This window comes from Kitasatospora sp. NPDC042419, assembly GCF_056437345.1.
The window spans coordinates 384,825-400,654 of sequence record NZ_JBWKAW010000004.1 but is presented as its reverse complement, the minus strand read 5'-3'; the positions used below and the strand labels follow the sequence as shown (position 1 = coordinate 400,654).

Here is a 15,830-nt window from a genome sequence, read left to right as displayed (position 1 = left end):
GGCGACCGGCCCAGCCCCGCAGGCCGTCCCGCCACGGTGACACCGCTCACCGAGTCGGAGGCGCGCCGCCACATGGCCGGTGTCTGTTTCAAGATCGGACCGCCCCGCCTGGTCGGCGTCGAGGTCGAGTGGTTCGTCCACGACGACCGATGTCCGACCCGACCCGTCCCCCCGGAACGGCTGCACGCCGCACTGGACGCACTGCCGCTCGGCGGCCCCGACGGGACCTCGCTCCCGTCCGGCTCCCGCCTCACCCTCGAACCCGGCGGTCAGGTCGAGCTCAGCTCCCCGCCCGCCGACAGCCTCACCGGCTGCGTCGCCGACACCCGGCGCGACCTCGCCGCCCTGCGGGCCGCCTTCGCGGCGCAGGGCCTGCGACTCACCGGCACCGGTACCGACCCGCTGGCACGCCCCCGACAGATGGTGCTGGACCACCCGCGCTATCTGGCGATGGAACGATTCTTCAATTCGGCCGGCCCCTGGGGCCGCATCATGATGACCGGCACCGCCTCGCTCCAGGTCTGCCTGGACGCCGGCGCGGAGAGCGGCCCGCACGCGCTCGACCGGCGCTGGCGCCTCGCCCACCGGCTCGGCCCGGTGCTGGTCGCCGCCTTCGCCAACTCACCGCTGCTGGACGGCAAGCCGACCGGCCACCGCTCCACCCGGCAGACCGTCTGGTCCCGGATGGACCCCAGCCGCACGCTCGCCCCCTCGCCGGACCACGGCGACCCGCGCGAGGCCTGGACCCGCTACGTGCTGGACGCCGAGGTGCTCTGCGTCCGCCGCCGCGACGGCCTGCCGTGGACCGCGCCGGCCGGACTGACCTTCGCCGACTGGCTGCGCGGCCGCGGCGAGCGCCCGCCCACCCTGGCCGACCTCGACTACCACCGCACCACGCTCTTCCCGCCGGTCCGCCCGCACGGCTACCTGGAGCTGCGGATGATCGACGCCCAGCCCGGCGACGGCTGGATCGTCCCCGCCGCCCTGGCCACCGCGCTGCTGGACGACCCGCTGGCCGCCGACGCCGCGCTCGCCGCCCTGGAGCCGCTGGAGTGCCCGGACGGGCCGCGCCCGCCGCGCAGCGACGTCTGGCGGCGCGCCGCCACCCTGGCCGTGGCCGACCCGGAGCTGCGCCGCGCCACCCTGGCCTGCTTCGCCGCCGCCGACGCCGCGCTGGGCCGGATGCCCGGCGCCGAGCGGCTGCGCGCCGCCGTCGCCGAGTTCGCCGAGCGCTACCCGGCGCGCGGCCGCTGCCCGGCCGACGACCAGCTGGACGCCCTGCGCTCCGGCACCCTACGCACTCCCCCGGAGGGGGCCGCACCATGATCGACGACACCCGCGACGCCCACGACGTGCGCTCCGCGCACTCCGCACGCGGCCCCCGCCCGGCCGGCGCACCCGCTCCGGGCACGGGGACACCCCCGGCAGGCCTGTCCACGGAGGCCCCGTCGCCGCAGCCGCTGTCGCCGGAGGCCCTGCCGCTGGAGACCCTGCGCGAGACGATCGCCGCCGAGCTGCTGGCCGCCCGCGCCCGCACCGCCGCGCTGACCGACTGCGTCGAGGACCGCGACCTCACCGCCCAGCACTCCCCGCTGATGTCCCCGCTGGTCTGGGACCTCGCGCACATCGGGAACCAGGAGGAGCTCTGGCTGCTGCGCAACATCGGCGGCCGGGACCCGATGCACCCCGAGATCGACCCGCTCTACGACGCCTTCGAGCACCCGCGCGCCGAGCGGCCCAGCCTGCCGCTGCTGCCGCCCGGGGAGGCCCGCGCGTACGCCCACGACGTCCGCGGCCGGGTGCTCGACCTGCTCGCCGCCAGCCCGTTGGAGGGCGCCCCGCTGCTGGACGCCGGGTTCGCCTTCGGCATGATCGCCCAGCACGAACAGCAGCACGACGAGACGATGCTGATCACCCACCAGCTCCGCAAGGGCGAGCCGGCGCTGGCCGCTCCCCCGCCGCCGCCCGCTCCCGCGGACGCGGCCGGACTGCCCGCCGACGTGCTGATCCCGGCCGGCCCGTTCACCATGGGCACCGACACCGAGCCCTGGGCGCTGGACAACGAGCGCCCCGCCCACCAGGTCGACCTGCCCGCCTTCCGGCTGGACACCACGCCCGTCACCAACGGCGCCTACCTGCGGTTCCTGGCCGACGGCGGCTACGACGACCCGCGCTGGTGGACGCCCGAGGGCTGGTCGCACCGCCGGCAGGCCGGCCTGACCGCCCCGCTGTTCTGGCGGCAGGACGGCGGCCACTGGCTGCGGCGGCGGTTCGGCGTGCTGGAGCCGGTCCCGCTCGACGAGCCGGTGCTGCACGTCAGCTGGTACGAGGCGGACGCCTACGCCCGGTGGGCCGGGCGGCGGCTGCCGACCGAGGCCGAGTGGGAGAAGGCCGCGCGGCACGACCCGGCCACCGGCCGCTCCCGCCGCTACCCCTGGGGCGACGCGTCACCGGCCCCGCAGCACGCCAACCTGGGCCAGCGCCACCTGCGACCGGCCCCGGCCGGAAGCTACCCGGCCGGCCAGTCCCCCTACGGGGTGCGGCAGTTGATGGGCGACGTGTGGGAGTGGACGGCCAGCGACCTCCGCCCGTACCCGGGCTTCCGGGCCTGGCCGTACCGGGAGTACTCGGAGGTCTTCTTCGGGCCGGAGTACAAGGTGCTGCGCGGCGGCTGCTTCGCGGTGGCCCCGGTCGCCTGCCGGGGCACCTTCCGCAACTGGGACTACCCGGTCCGGCGCCAGATCTTCGCCGGGTTCCGCACCGCGGCCGACGTGGAGGCCGGCTGATGTGCCGCCACCTCGCCTACCTGGGCGAGCCGGTGGCGCCCCGGGACCTCCTGGTGGCGCCGCCGTTCGGGCTCTACCGGCAGTCCTGGGCGCCGCGCGCGCAGCAGTACGGCACGGTCAACGCGGACGGCTTCGGCCTCGGCTGGTACGCCGACGGCGACGAGGTCCCGGCCCGCTACCGGCGGGCCGGGCCGGTCTGGGCGGACGCCTCCTTCGCCGACCTCGCCCGGGTCCTGCGCACCCGGGCGCTGCTGGCGGCCGTCCGCTCGGCCACCGAGGGCTGCGCGGCGGGCGAGGAGGCGGCCGCGCCGTTCGCCGCCGGGCGCTGGCTGTTCAGCCACAACGGCGCGGTGGCCGGCTGGCCGGAGCGGCTGGGCCAGGTGGCCGCGCTGCTGCCGCCAGCGGAACTGCTGGGGCTGGTGGCGCGCACCGACTCGGCACTGCTCTGGGCGCTGGCGCTGCACCGGCTGCGCGCGGGCGCCGACCTGGGCGAGGCGCTGACCGGCACCGTCGCGGACGTGGCCGCGCACACGGACGGGCGGCTCAACCTGCTGCTCACCGACGGCCGGACGATCGCCGCGACCGCGTGGGGCGACACCCTGCACCACCGGACGCTGCCCGGACTCGGCGTGGTGGTGGCCTCCGAGCCGTCCGACGACCACCCGGACTGGACGGCCGTCCCGGACCGGTCGCTGCTGCTGGCCGGACCGGACGGGGTCACCGTCAAGCCGCTCTGAGGCCGACCGTGCCGCCACCGCCACCGCCACCGCCGGGAGCCGAGCGCTCCTGAGCGCGTCCCGAGTACCCCTGCGCACCTCTGCGCACCCCTGACGCCTTCTTCCTTTCTTCACTTCCTGAACAGAGGATCCATCTGCCATGAGCACCTTCGATCTCACCCGGCTGCTGCCCGCCGACCACTTCAGCGCCGCCCTGCGGTACGACGTGCAGCACGGTCTGACCTCCGAGCCGAAGTCGCTGCCGCCCAAGTGGTTCTACGACGCCCGGGGCAGCGAACTGTTCGAGGAGATCACCCGGCTGCCCGAGTACTACCCGACCCGCGCCGAGCGGGCCATCCTGACCGCGCGCGCGGGCGAGATCGCCGCCGCCACCCGGGCCGGCACCCTGGTCGAGCTGGGTTCGGGCTCCTCCGAGAAGACCAGGCTGCTGCTGGACGCGCTGCGCGACCTGGGCACGCTGGACGCGTACGTGCCGGTGGACGTCAGCGAGAGCGCGCTCACCGCGGCCGGCGAGGCGCTCGCCACCGAGTACCCGGGCCTGACGGTGCACGGCGTGCTGGCCGACTTCACCGCCCGGCTCGACCTGCCGCCGGGCGGCGGCCCGCGCCTGGTCGCGTTCCTCGGCGGCACCCTCGGCAACCTGCTGCCGGCCGAGCGCGCCGCCTTCCTGCGCGGGCTGCGCTCCTCCCTCGACCCGGGCGACTCGCTGCTCCTCGGCACCGACCTGGTCAAGGACCCCTCCGTCCTGGTCGCCGCCTACGACGACGCGGCCGGGGTGACCGCGGAGTTCAACCGGAACGTGCTGAACGTGCTCAACCGGGAGCTGGCCGCCGACTTCGACCCGGAGGCCTTCGAGCACGTGGCGCTCTGGGATCCGGAGCGGGAGTGGATCGAGATGCGGCTGCGGTCGCTGCGGGCGCAGACCGTGAAGATCCCGGAGCTGGACCTGCCGGTCCACTTCGACGAGGGCGAGGAGCTGCGCACCGAGGTGTCCGCCAAGTTCCGGCGCGAGCGGGTGGCCGAGGAGCTCGCGGCGGCGGGCATGCGGCTCACCGAGTGGTGGACCGACGACCAGGGCCGGTTCGGGCTCTCGCTGGCCCGGCCCGCGTGAGCCCGCGGCGGGTGGGCCCACGGCGGGTGGGCCCGGCCCGGGCCGGCCGCGGTCCCGGTCACCGCCGATTTGATTGTTCACCTTACTAATCGGCAAAGGGACTTGAAGGGCATCCCACGTACAACACTTGAACATTGAGGGGTTACGATCTCGGCACCAAGCTCAGCGTTGAGTACCAGGAGTCAAGATCGTGAGCGTCACCCAGCAGCCCGCGGGGCCCTCGGCGGCCGAGACCGGGCCGTCCTCCGGCCGGCTCGGCTTCGTCGTCTTCATCACCGCCGCCGCGGCCCTCGGCGGCTTCCTGTTCGGCTACGACAGCTCCGTGATCAACGGAGCCGTCTCCGGGATCCAGGAGAAGTTCGGCGTCGGCGACGGCATCACCGGGCTGATCGTCTCCTCGGCGCTGCTGGGCTCGGCGGTCGGCGCCGCGCTGGCCGGCCGGTTCGCCGACCGGTACGGCCGGATCACCGTGATGAAGGCGGGAGCGCTGCTCTTCGCGGTCAGCGCGATCGGCTCGATGCTGCCGTTCTCCGCCTGGGACCTCGCCTTCTGGCGGGTCCTGGGCGGGGCGGCCATCGGCATCGCCTCGGTGATCGCCCCGACCTACATCGCCGAGGTGGCGCCGACGAAGTACCGCGGCCGGCTGGCCTCGTTCCAGCAGGCGGCGATCGTCCTCGGCATCGCCATCTCCCAGCTGGTCAACTGGATGCTGGCGGACGCCGCCGGCGGTGACACCCGGGGCCACCTGCTCGGCCTGGAGGCCTGGCAGTGGATGCTCGGGATCTGCGTCGTCCCGGCCGCGGTCTACTTCGTGCTCTCCTCGACCATCCCCGAGTCCCCGCGCTTCCTGATCTCGGCCGGCCGGCTGGACGAGGCCCGCGCCGTGCTCGCCGACGTCGAGGGCAAGGACTCCGACACCGACGCGCGGATCGCCGAGATCCAGGGGCTGATCGACTCCGACCACCGCCCGCGCTTCCGCGACCTGCTCGGCGGACGGTTCGGCCTGCTGCCCATCGTCTGGGTCGGCATCGGCCTCTCGGTCTTCCAGCAGCTCGTCGGCATCAACGTGATCTTCTACTACTCGTCGATCCTCTGGCAGTCGGTCGGCATCGAGCAGTCCAACTCGCTGCTGATCAGCTTCATCGGATCGGTCATCAACATCCTCGGCACCGTGGTCGCGATCCTGCTGGTCGACCGGATCGGCCGCAAGCCGCTCGCGCTGATCGGCTCGGCGGGCATGGCCGTCGCGCTGGGGGCCTGCGCCTGGGCGTTCTCCTCCGCCACCGGCACAGGCGACGACGTCACGCTGCCCGACCTCCAGGGCACCGTCGCGCTGATCGCCGCCAACGCCTTCGTGCTGTTCTTCGCGCTCTCCTGGGGCGTGGTGGTCTGGGTGATGCTCGGCGAGATGTTCCCCAACCGGATCCGCGCCGCCGCACTCTCGGTGGCCGCCTCCGCGCAGTGGATCGCCAACTGGGCGATCACCGTGTCGTTCCCGGCGCTCTCGCGCTGGAACCTCTCCGCGACCTACCTCGCCTACGCGGTCTTCGCCGCGCTGTCGATCGTCTTCGTGGCGAAGTTCATGAAGGAGACCAAGGGCGTCCGGCTGGAGGACATGGGCTGAGCCCCCGGCCCGGTCGACCCCCCGGCCCCGGCGACTCCCCGCCCCGGGCGGGTGGGCGTCCGCCCAGGCCTTCGGCCCCCGCACCCTAGCGCGAAGAGCGCGGGTGCGGGGGCCGAATCGTTCACTCTCTGCGGCGCCCCGGACACCTCCGGTATCCCTGGGCAGCAGGAGGGATGTCCTTGATCTTCGACCGGCTCCGCACCCGCAGCGCCCGCAGACCCGCCACCGCACCCGGCGGGAGCTGCCCGTACTCGCACGCCCACGTCCACGGCCACCTGGTGCCCGAGGAGGCGACCGCCCCGGGGTTCCCGCCGGCGCCGTCCGGCGGCAGTGGCCCCGACACCGCCGACACCGGCTCCGACGCCGGCTGCGACACCGACCACGGACCCGCCGGCGCCCGCGCGGCGGACCACTCCGCCGAAGCGGCCGCACACTTCACCGACCCCCGGCAGGCCGCCGACTTCATCCGGCAGTTCCACCGCGAGCAGCCCTCCGCCGGGGACCCGGACCAACGCATCCGCGCCGTCCTCGACGAGATCGACCGAACCGGTACCTACGAGCACACTCCTGCCGAACTGGCCCACGGCGCCCGGCTGGCCTGGCGCAACGCGGCGCGCTGCATCGGGCGGCTGTACTGGCGCAGCCTGGTGGTGCGCGACCTGCGGCACCTGAGCTCCGCCGACGACATCGCCGCCGGGTGCTTCGAACACCTGCGGGCCGCCGGCAACGACGGGCGGATCCGCCCCGTGGTCTCGGTGTTCGCCCCCGACCGGCCCGGCCGACCGGCGGCCCGCATCCTCAACCAGCAGCTCGTCCGGTACGCCGGCCACCCCGCGCCGGACGGCGGGTGGATCGGCGACCCGGCGGGCGCGCAGCTCGCCGCCCGGGCCCGGGACCTCGGCTGGAAGTGCGGCGAGGAGCGGTTCGAGGTGCTGCCGCTGCTGGTCCAGGAGCGCCCCGGGGTCCGGCCCGAGTGGTACGAACTGCCCGACGACACCACCCTGGAGGTCGAGCTCGTCCACCCCGACCACCCGTGGTTCGCCGATCTCGGCCTGCGCTGGTACGCCGTCCCGGCGATCAGCGACATGACGCTGGAGATCGGCGGCGTCCGCTACCCCACCGCGCCGTTCAACGGCTGGTACATGGGCACCGAGATCGGCGCCCGCAACCTCGCCGACGCCGACCGGTACGACATGCTGGCGACCGTCGCCGAACGGCTCGGGCTGGACACCTCCAGCGAGCGCACGCTCTGGCGGGACCGCGCACTGGTCGAACTCAACGTGGCGGTGCTGCACTCCTTCCAGGAGGCCGGGGTGACCATCGCCGACCACCACACCGAGTCGGAGCGGTTCCTCAAGCACATCGCGCAGGAGCGGCGGCTGGGCCGGCCCACCCCGGCCGACTGGAGCTGGATCGTGCCGCCGGTCTCGGGCGGGCTGACCCCCGTCTACCACCGGTACTACGACCCGGTGGACCCCTCGTTGCGGCCCGCGTTCGTGGCCCGCGAGCCCTGGTGAGCCCGGCCGGGGTCGGTGGGGGCCGCGGGGTCGGTGGGGTCGGTGGGGGTCGCGGGAGCTGCGGGGTCGGCGGGAGCTGCGGAGTCGGTGGGCGCGCCGGCCCCGGCCGGGCCGGCCGGGGCCCCGGGGCCGCGTTCGTAGCGCAGGGCCAGCCCGTCGAGGAGCGCCTCCAGGCCGGTCTCGAAGGCGCCCTCGTCGATCGCCGCCCGGTGCTCGGCCAGCCGGTGGGCCTCGCCGAGGTGGGGGTAGTCGGCGGCGTCGTAGAGCCCGGCGTCCTCCGGGAAGCCGGCCGCGAACGAGGCCAGCGCCGAGCCGGTGACGAAGTACCGCATCAGCGCGCCGATCCGGGTGGCCTGCCCGCGCGGCCAGCCCGCCTCGACCAGGCAGCCGAAGACGGCGTCGGCCAGCCGCAGCGCGTTCGGGCGGCGCCCCGGGCCCTGGGCGAGCACCGGGACGATGTTGGGGTGGGCGGCCAGTGCGGCGCGGTAGGAGCGGGCCCAGTCGCGCAGCGCCTCCGGCCAGGGCTCCCCCGCGGTGAACATCGACAGGTCGACCTCGCCGATGACGCCGTCCACCACCGCGTCCAGCAGCTCGTCCTTGGTCGCGAAGTGGTTGTAGAGGGAGGGCCCGCTCACGGACAGCTCGGTGGCCAGCCGGCGGGTGGAGAGGGCGGCCAGGCCCTCCTCGTCGACCAGCCGGAGAGCGGCGGCCACGATCCGCTCGCGGCTGAGCAGGGGGGTGCGCGGGCGGGCCATCGGCGCGGTTCCTCCGGTCGGGTGGGTGTGGGGACCGATTCTGGCAGGCGCCCCTTCCCAGCGCGGCCGGTCGGGGCTACAGTTCCTCGTAAAACTTGCAGCGCTAGTTTATCGGGGTGGCCATGGACCTGGAGCTCACCGAGGAGCAGACCGCCGTCCGCGACCTCGCGGCCTCCTTCACCGACCGCGAGATCGTGCCGCACGCCGCCGCGTGGGACCGCGCCGAGTCCGTCGACCGCGCGATCATCGGCAGGCTCGGCAAGCTCGGCTTCCTCGGCCTGACCATTCCCGAGGAGTACGGCGGCAGCGGCGGCGACCACCTCTCCTACTGCCTGGCCCTGGAGGAGCTCGGCCGGGGCGACTCCGCCGTCCGCGGCATCGTCTCGGTCTCGCTCGGCCTGGTCGCCAAGTCGGTGAACTCCTACGGGACCGAGGAACAGAAACGGCACTGGCTGCCCCGGCTCACCTCCGGCGAGGCGCTCGGCTGCTTCGCGCTCACCGAACCCGGCACCGGCTCGGACGCCGCCAACCTCACCACCCGCGCCGTCCGCGACGGCGACCACTGGCTGATCAGCGGCGCCAAGATGTTCATCACCAACGGCACCTGGGCCGACGTCGCCCTCGTCTTCGCCCGCACCGGCGGCGACGACCCCGACCAGCGGGGCCACCGCGGCATCACCGCCTTCCTCGTCCCCACCGACCTGCCCGGCTTCACCCGCACCGAGATCCACGGCAAGCTCGGCCTGCGCGGCCAGGCCACCGCGGAGCTGGCCTTCGACGCCGTCCGGGTGCCCGACAGCGCCCGGCTCGGCGAGATCGGCAAGGGCTTCACCGTCGCCATGGCCGCCCTCGCCAAGGGCCGCATGTCGGTCGCCGCCGGCTGCGTCGGCATCGCCCGGGCCTGCCTCGACGCCGCCGTCCGGTACGCGGGCGAGCGCGAACAGTTCGGCGCGCCGATCGCCTCCCACCAGCTGGTCCAGCAGCTCCTCGCCGGCATCGCCGTGGACGTCGAGGCCGCGCGGCTGCTCACCTGGAAGGTCGCCGACCACATCGACCGCGGACTGCCGTTCGCCACCGAGTCCTCCGTCGCCAAGCTCTTCGCCGGCGAGGCCGCCGTGCGGGCCGCCAACAACGCGCTCCAGGTCTTCGGCGGCTACGGGTTCATCGACGAGTACCCCGTCGGCAAGTACCTGCGCGACGCCCGGGTGATGACCCTCTACGAGGGCACCAGCCAGATCCACCAGCTGCTCATCGGCCGCGCACTCACCGGCGTCAACGCCTTCTGACCGCGCGCCCGGCCCTCTCCCCTCCTCCCCTCGCCACCTCCTCTCGCCACCTCTCGACCCCTCCTCGCCCTCCCTCCCGACAAGGAGCCCGACGTCGTGCGTCCTGTCTACTTCGCCGCCGCCCGCCGCACACCCATCGGCCGGCTGCGCGGAGCCCTCGCCACGGTCCGCCCCGACGACCTCTCGGCCACCGTGCTGCGCACCCTGCTCGCCGACCTGCCCGCCCTCGACCCCGCCCGGATCGACGACGTCTACTGGGGCGCCGCCAACCAGGCCGGCGAGGACAACCGCAACGCCGCCCGGATGGCCGTACTGCTCGCCGGCCTGCCCGACACCGTCCCCGGCGCCACCGTCAACCGGCTCTGCGCCTCCGGCCTGGAGGCGGTCACCATGGGCGCCCGGGCGATCGGCTCCGGCGAGGCGGACGTGGTGCTGGCCGGCGGCTGCGAGTCGATGACCCGCGCCCCGTTCATCCTCCCCCGCCCCGACGAGGCGCTGCCGCACCGGATCGAGACCCACGACACCCGGCTCGGCTGGCGGCTCACCAACCCCCGGATGCCCGACCTGCACGGTGTGCTCTCCATGGGCGAGACCGCCGAGGAGGTCGCCACCCGGTACGGCATCAGCCGCGAACGCCAGGACGCCTTCGCGCTCCGCAGCCACCAGCGGGCCGCCGCCGCCCGCAAGGACGGGCACTTCGACGCCGAGCTGATCCCGGTCGAGCGGCCGGACGGGGTGACCGTCGACGCGGACGAGTCGATCCGCGAGGACACCAGCCTGGAGAAGCTCGCCCGGCTCAAGCCGGCCTTCCGCCCGGACGGCACGGTGACGGCGGGCAACGCCTCGCCGATGAACGACGGCGCGGCCGGGCTCGTCCTGGTCAGCGAGGAGGCGCTGCACGAGTACGGCCTCCACCCGCTCGGCCGGTACGTGGCCGGAGCGTCCGCCGGCGTGCACCCGGACGTGATGGGGATCGGCCCCGTGCCGGCCACCCGCAAGGCGCTCGCCCGGGCCGGCTGGTCGCTCGGCGAGGTCGAGGAGGCCGAACTGAACGAGGCCTTCGCGGCCCAGGTACTGGCCTCCGTCGACGAGTTGGGGATCGCCCCGGAGCTGGTCAACCCGACCGGCGGTGCCATCGCGCTCGGCCACCCGCTCGGCGGCTCCGGCGCCCGCATCCTCACCACCCTGCTGCACCGGATGCGCCGCACGGGCGCCCGCCGCGGACTGGCGACCATGTGCGTGGGCGTCGGGCAGGGCACGGCGGTACTGGTGGAGTCGGCCTGACGGCCGACAGATGACGACCGACGGACGACAGCCGGCGGCTTGTGCCGGCCGTCATCCGTCACCCCCGCTACCGAAGAGCTACCCAAGGAGCTGCTGTGACTCGTTTTGCAGGCAAGGTCGCCGTCGTCACCGGCGCGGCCCAGGGCATCGGCGCGGCCACCGCGCGGCGGCTGGCCGAGGAGGGCGCGGCGGTGGCCGTGGTCGACCTCGACGCCGCACGGGCGGCCGGGACGGTCGAGGAGATCACCGCCAAGGGCGGCACCGCCCGGGCGTACGGCTGCGACGTGGCCGACTACGACGCCGTCGAGGCGGTCTTCGCGCAGGTGGTGCAGGACCTCGGCGGCCTGCACATCCTGGTCAACAACGCCGGGATCACCCGGGACAACCTCTTCTTCAAGATGCCCAAGGCCGACTGGGACGCGGTGCTGACGGTCAATCTGACCAGCGCCTACAACTGCAGCCACGTCGCCCAGAAGTACATGGTGGCGCAGAAGCACGGCAAGATCGTCTCGCTCAGCTCGCGCTCCGCCCTGGGCAACCGCGGACAGGCCAACTACGCCGCCGCCAAGGCCGGGATCCAGGGCCTGACCGCGACGCTGGCGATCGAGCTGGGCCCGTTCAACGTCAACGTCAACGCCGTCGCCCCCGGCTACATCGCGACCGCGATGACCGCCGCCACCGCCGAGCGGGTCGGCGCCACGGCCGAGGACCACCAGACGGAGGTGGCCGCCCGGACGCCGCTCCGGCGGGTCGGGCAGCCCGAGGAGATCGCCTCGGTGGTCGCCTTCCTGGCGAGCGAGGACGCCTCCTACGTCAGCGGGCAGACCCTGTACGTCAACGGCGGGGCGCGCTGACACGTACGGCGGAAACTGACGGTCAATCAGATGACCGTCCCCGGTGGATGGTTACCTTCGCCTGGGACGGTCCTGACCCTTTCCGGTGGCCGGAGACGACCATGCCGACAGTATGGGTCACCGGCGACCACCGCGGCACCCGGACATCAGCATGAGCGCGGCCGTCGACGGCGCCGCCTGGACCTACGAGTCCTACGACCCCGCCCGGGCCGGCTGGCACCTCACCGGCGGCACCAGCGAGGCGGCGCCGATCTTCTCCGGCGTGGTCGCCCTCGCCGACCAGCTCGCCGGGCACCGCCTCGGCCAGCTCAACCGGCGCCTCTACGGCCTCGGCCTGCTCCCGCGGCAGTGGAGCGGCCTGGTCGACGTGACCGCCGGCGACAACTCCTGGGACACGGTCACCGGTTACCAGGCCGCCAAGGGCTACGACCTCGCCAGCGGCCTCGGCACCATCGACGGCGCCCGCTTCGTGCACGCCCTCGCCGGTCGCTGAGTCCCGTCCGGCCCACGGTCGGCGAAGCCGGGACGCCCCCGGCACGGCCGCGGTGGACGGCACCCGCCGAAGGGCGCCGTCCACCGCGGCTTCGCGGGAGGGGCGGAAAGCACGGGAATCACAGAGGTCGCGGAGGGCCCGGAAGCCACGGAGCTCGCGGGGCTCACCGGCAACTCCCGCCCGACCGCTCCCCCGTGGCGTCACCGCCGGTCGCTCACCCCTGACCGGCGCCTGCTTCGGCGAGCGGGGCGAACAGCAGCGCCCAGTTGCCGGGCAGGTTCCCCACCGCTGCGTCGAGGTAGCCGCGGACGACCGTCCACTCGTCGGCCCGGGCGGCCGCTCCGTCCTCGCGGAGCGCCCGCAGGCACGCGTCGACGCACTCGGCGACGTCGTCCTCGTCGAACCCCAGTCGCGCGCACGCCTGCCGGGCGTCCGGCGGCAGCGCGGACGGGTCGTCCCGCTCACCGGCCGCGTCCAGCAGGTAGAGCAGGTGGCTCCCCGGGCGCGGCAGGCCGGCGCGCAGGCCAGCCGTGGTGAACTCCCGGTCGGCGTCCTCCCAGACCAGCGCCGACTCCCGGACCGAGTCGGCGACGAGGTCCGCCCAGTAGGCCTCGTCGTGCCGGCCGTCCGACTGCCTCAGGTGCTCGGCCGCGAAGGCCGCCATCGCGTCCGGGTTGCCGACGAGCGGCGAGACGATCAGGTCGCTCGTGTGGTCGAAGCCGAAGTAGTAGCGCTGCCCGTCGAGTGTGAGCGACTCGATCCCGGCCACGTGGCCGACCCGTCCGGGCAGGGGACCGATGCGCTCGGCTGATTGCTGTTCCATGCCGGAGACCGTAGCGGCGGCCACGGACATCGCCGCCGGGCGGCCTCCCCCTCCTCCTCCTCCCGCCCGGACCAGGCCCGGGACAGCGCGGACAGCAGACCCATCAGACGTGGTCGGGCTGGGCCGCCGCGAGGTGGGCGAGGTGGCGTTCGGCGGCGCGGAGCTTGCGGCCGTCGGGGCCGGGGAGGTAGGCGCGCAGTTCGATGATCTCGGGGGCGATCCGGAGGGCCTCGGCACGGTCCGGGATCGCCCGCCAGCAGGCCTCGGCGTTGGTCGCGGCCTGCTGCGTCTCGGGGTGCTCCGGGCCCTGGGCGCGGAGCAGCGTGAGCGCCACCTCGCGGTAGATGTCCGCGGCCTCGGCGGTCCGCCCGGCGAGGCGGCAGACGTGGGCACGGACCTGACGGACCTGGAGGACCGGCGCGGAGACGGAGCCGTGCTCGGCGATCGCCTCCAGTTCGAGGGCGAAGGCCAGGTCGGTGGCGGCCGCGTGGTCCCCGGCCTCGGCGCTGCGGACGATGCGGCCGATCACCTCGCGGTAGTCGGCACGGGGCTGGAAGGGGTCGGGCGCGGGGGCGGGCCCTGCGGCGTCCTCCTCGGTCACCTCGGTGACCTCGGTCACGGCTTCGGCCTCGGCCTCGGGGGCAGGGGCGGCGACGGGGGCCGACTCGGCTTCGGCCTCGGGGACGGGCTCGTGGGCGGCGTCCTCCGGGGCGGTCCCGTCGACGGGGTCGGCTACGTCGGCGGCGGCGTCCTCCCCGCTGCTGTCCTCCCCGCTGGTGACCTCCTCGCTGGTGACCTCCTCGGGCGCGTCCCCCTCGGTGACGTCCGCCGGGGCGGCCGGCAGCTCGGCCGGGGGCTCGTCGGCGGGCGCGTCCTGCTCGGGGTGCTCCTCCGTCGGGACGTCCGACGGCTCGGACAGTTCCGGCGACGCGTCGTCGGTGGCCGGGGACTTCCAGGCGTAGGACTTCAGCAGGTCGACGGGCTGCGGTGCGGGCGGCGGGGTGAGCGGGACGCCGGCCTTGAGCAGGTCCACCCGGCCGTCGGACGGCGCCGCGTCGGCGGCGGCGTCCGACACCTCGGCGGCGTCGGCGAGACCGGCGGCACCGGAACCGGATGTGCCGTCACCGGTGCCGGTCTCCGGCCGGAACCCTGACGGGTCGGCGGCCGCAGCCGGCTTGTCCAGGGTGACGGCGGGCCTGGGCCGGGGCACGACGTCCTGCGGCACCACGTCCTGCGGTACGGCGTCTTGGGGCACGGCGTCCTGGGGCACCACGTCCTGCGGCGGCAGGTCGTCCCAGTGCACCTCCTCCGGGGCGGCCGGCCGGGGCAGCACGGCGGCCGGGCTCGGGCCCTCGTACGGGACCGGGTCCATGACGGAGCCGTCGCCGCGGCGCGCGGTGTTGCGGAAGAACGGGCGGTCGGGCGCGTGCGTGGCCAGGATGACGACGTCCGGGCGGAGCACCGAGTAGACCTGCTGGCGCAGCTGTTCGGGGGCGAGGACGGCCTCGGCTCCGGGGCGGCCGCCGTGCAGGGCCTCGATCAGCGCGCGGGTGAAGGTGCCGATCTGCTCGGGGTCGGGGCTGACCACCGCCCAGAGCGGCAGGCCTTCGGCGAGCGGCGAGGCGGCGCCCTGGAGGAAGGGCCAGGCGCTCTGGTCGGCACTCAGGTCGGCGATGACCAGGGTCTGCCAGTCGGCCGGGCGGTGGCGCAGCTCGGCGGCGACCACCTGCCAGGCGAGGCCGTCCTGGCGGACGCTGCCGGGCTTGGAGTCCCGCAGGGTGAGGTGGAGTTGGCCGCTGCGCTTGTCGGCGAGCAGGTGGCCGCCGAGGTGGACGAGGAGCGGTCCGGGGTGGCGGGCCGCGGCGCGCAGGTGGGCGAGGACGGTGTGGGGGTCGCTGGCGGCGGGGAGGTGGACGGCGTCGACGGCGTCGGCGGCGAGCAGTACCTGGGGCGAGACGGCGGCGAGCATCGCGGAGAGGACCGGGGCCTGTGCGGGTCCGCCGCGTCCCCAGGTGCGGCGGCCGGAGCCGCCGTAGCCGCCCTCGACGACCAGGATCCGGCCGCGCGGCGCGGCGCCCAGGCCGTTGCTGCCGGGCACGGCGTTGGTGGCGGGCAGGGCGCCGGGGATGCCATGTGCGGGGGTCGCGCCGGGGATGCCGTGTGTCGGGACGCCGTGCGCGGGGGTGGCGCCGGGGCCGGTGAACGGCGGTGTCGCCGAGTGCGGCGGAACGGCCTGGCCGGCGGGGCCACCCATGGCGGGCATGCCGGTGACGGTCCATCCGGTGGACGGGACCGGCGGCGCCGGCGGCACCGGCATCGACTCCGCGACGGGCGCGGGAGCCGGAGCCTGGGCGGGCACCGGAGTGTGGGCGGTGACCGGAGCCGGAGCGGGCACCGGAGCCTGGGCGGGTGCCGGGACCGGCGGTTCGTAGAGCGCGGCGGGACCGGGCGGGTGCTCCTCGTATGCGTTGCGCGGGTGCCACGGCGGTACGGCGTCCTGGGGGCCGGGGTCCGTCGCCGGGTCGGGACCTCCGGGGACCGCCGTCGTCTCCGCCATCTC

Annotated in this window: 12 protein-coding genes and 1 pseudogene; 10 read left to right on the top strand and 3 right to left on the bottom strand. The window is 75.0% G+C overall.

Going from position 1 to position 15,830, the window contains the following annotated elements; all coding sequences use genetic code 11:
• Positions 1–72 precede the first annotated feature (72 nt).
• From egtA to AC067J_RS11585, 6 genes are all read left to right on the top strand, one after another.
• A complete protein-coding gene (gene egtA / locus AC067J_RS11610; RefSeq protein ID WP_478297985.1) occupies positions 73–1,326 on the top strand; it encodes an ergothioneine biosynthesis glutamate--cysteine ligase EgtA in 1,254 nt (417 codons plus the stop codon).
• The gene (gene egtB / locus AC067J_RS11605) at positions 1,323–2,786 is read left to right on the top strand and encodes an ergothioneine biosynthesis protein EgtB (protein ID WP_478297983.1); all 1,464 of its coding nucleotides are present in this window, start codon (positions 1,323–1,325) and stop codon (positions 2,784–2,786) included. Before egtA ends, egtB begins: the two co-directional genes overlap by 4 nt.
• Positions 2,786–3,523, top strand: coding sequence for an ergothioneine biosynthesis protein EgtC (egtC, locus tag AC067J_RS11600; RefSeq protein ID WP_478297981.1), 738 nt, complete (start codon positions 2,786–2,788; stop codon positions 3,521–3,523). Before egtB ends, egtC begins: the two co-directional genes overlap by 1 nt.
• 139 nt (positions 3,524–3,662) lie before the next feature.
• Positions 3,663–4,634, top strand: a complete 972-nt coding sequence (egtD, locus tag AC067J_RS11595) for an L-histidine N(alpha)-methyltransferase (protein WP_478297979.1) — start codon at positions 3,663–3,665, stop codon at positions 4,632–4,634.
• Between the two features lie 190 nt (positions 4,635–4,824).
• Positions 4,825–6,258 carry a sugar porter family MFS transporter gene (locus tag AC067J_RS11590; protein WP_478297977.1) on the top strand — a complete coding sequence of 478 codons (1,434 nt, stop codon included), beginning with the start codon at positions 4,825–4,827 and terminating at the stop codon, positions 6,256–6,258.
• 173 nt (positions 6,259–6,431) lie between these two features.
• A complete protein-coding gene (locus AC067J_RS11585; RefSeq protein WP_478297975.1) occupies positions 6,432–7,775 on the top strand; it encodes a nitric oxide synthase oxygenase in 1,344 nt (447 codons plus the stop codon).
• Positions 7,776–7,885: 110 nt separating this feature from the next.
• Here the strand turns inward: AC067J_RS11585 and AC067J_RS11580 are convergent.
• Positions 7,886–8,530: pseudogene (locus AC067J_RS11580) on the bottom strand (TetR/AcrR family transcriptional regulator C-terminal domain-containing protein); the annotation flags it as partial.
• Positions 8,531–8,652: 122 nt separating this feature from the next.
• On the opposite strand from AC067J_RS11580, the gene AC067J_RS11575 reads away from it, so the two are divergent.
• The 4 genes from AC067J_RS11575 to AC067J_RS11560 all read left to right on the top strand — a co-directional run bounded on the left by AC067J_RS11575 (position 8,653) and on the right by AC067J_RS11560 (position 12,447).
• Positions 8,653–9,816 (top strand): acyl-CoA dehydrogenase family protein, encoded by a 1,164-nt coding sequence (locus AC067J_RS11575; RefSeq protein WP_478297974.1) that lies wholly within the window; start codon positions 8,653–8,655, stop codon positions 9,814–9,816.
• 96 nt (positions 9,817–9,912) lie between these two features.
• On the top strand, positions 9,913–11,100 hold the full coding sequence (locus tag AC067J_RS11570) for a thiolase family protein (RefSeq protein WP_478297972.1): 1,188 nt from the start codon (positions 9,913–9,915) through the stop codon (positions 11,098–11,100).
• A 95-nt stretch (positions 11,101–11,195) separates the two neighbouring features.
• A complete protein-coding gene (fabG, locus tag AC067J_RS11565; protein WP_478297970.1) occupies positions 11,196–11,954 on the top strand; it encodes a 3-oxoacyl-ACP reductase FabG in 759 nt (252 codons plus the stop codon).
• A gap of 151 nt (positions 11,955–12,105) precedes the next feature.
• On the top strand, positions 12,106–12,447 hold the full coding sequence (locus tag AC067J_RS11560; RefSeq protein ID WP_478297968.1) for a hypothetical protein: 342 nt from the start codon (positions 12,106–12,108) through the stop codon (positions 12,445–12,447).
• Positions 12,448–12,661: 214 nt separating this feature from the next.
• Here the strand turns inward: AC067J_RS11560 and AC067J_RS11555 are convergent, their stop codons facing one another.
• Complete coding sequence (locus AC067J_RS11555; RefSeq protein WP_478297966.1) at positions 12,662–13,270, bottom strand: hypothetical protein; 609 nt, start codon at positions 13,268–13,270, stop codon at positions 12,662–12,664.
• 103 nt (positions 13,271–13,373) lie between these two features.
• A complete protein-coding gene (locus tag AC067J_RS11550) occupies positions 13,374–15,827 on the bottom strand; it encodes a hypothetical protein (RefSeq protein WP_478297965.1) in 2,454 nt (817 codons plus the stop codon).
• Positions 15,828–15,830 lie beyond the last annotated feature (3 nt).

Excerpts from the sequence above, each read along its gene's own strand:
- egtB (WP_478297983.1), top strand. The coding sequence starts at position 1,323 with ATGATCGACGACACCCGCGACGCCCACGACGTGCGCTCCGCGCACTCC.
- AC067J_RS11550 (WP_478297965.1), bottom strand. The coding sequence starts at position 15,827 with ATGGCGGAGACGACGGCGGTCCCCGGAGGTCCCGACCCGGCGACGGAC.
- AC067J_RS11560 (WP_478297968.1), top strand. The coding sequence starts at position 12,106 with ATGAGCGCGGCCGTCGACGGCGCCGCCTGGACCTACGAGTCCTACGAC.
- egtA (WP_478297985.1), top strand. The coding sequence starts at position 73 with ATGGCCGGTGTCTGTTTCAAGATCGGACCGCCCCGCCTGGTCGGCGTC.
- egtC (WP_478297981.1), top strand. The coding sequence starts at position 2,786 with ATGTGCCGCCACCTCGCCTACCTGGGCGAGCCGGTGGCGCCCCGGGAC.
- egtD (WP_478297979.1), top strand. The coding sequence starts at position 3,663 with ATGAGCACCTTCGATCTCACCCGGCTGCTGCCCGCCGACCACTTCAGC.
- AC067J_RS11555 (WP_478297966.1), bottom strand. The coding sequence starts at position 13,270 with ATGGAACAGCAATCAGCCGAGCGCATCGGTCCCCTGCCCGGACGGGTC.
- AC067J_RS11585 (WP_478297975.1), top strand. The coding sequence starts at position 6,432 with ATGTCCTTGATCTTCGACCGGCTCCGCACCCGCAGCGCCCGCAGACCC.
- AC067J_RS11575 (WP_478297974.1), top strand. The coding sequence starts at position 8,653 with ATGGACCTGGAGCTCACCGAGGAGCAGACCGCCGTCCGCGACCTCGCG.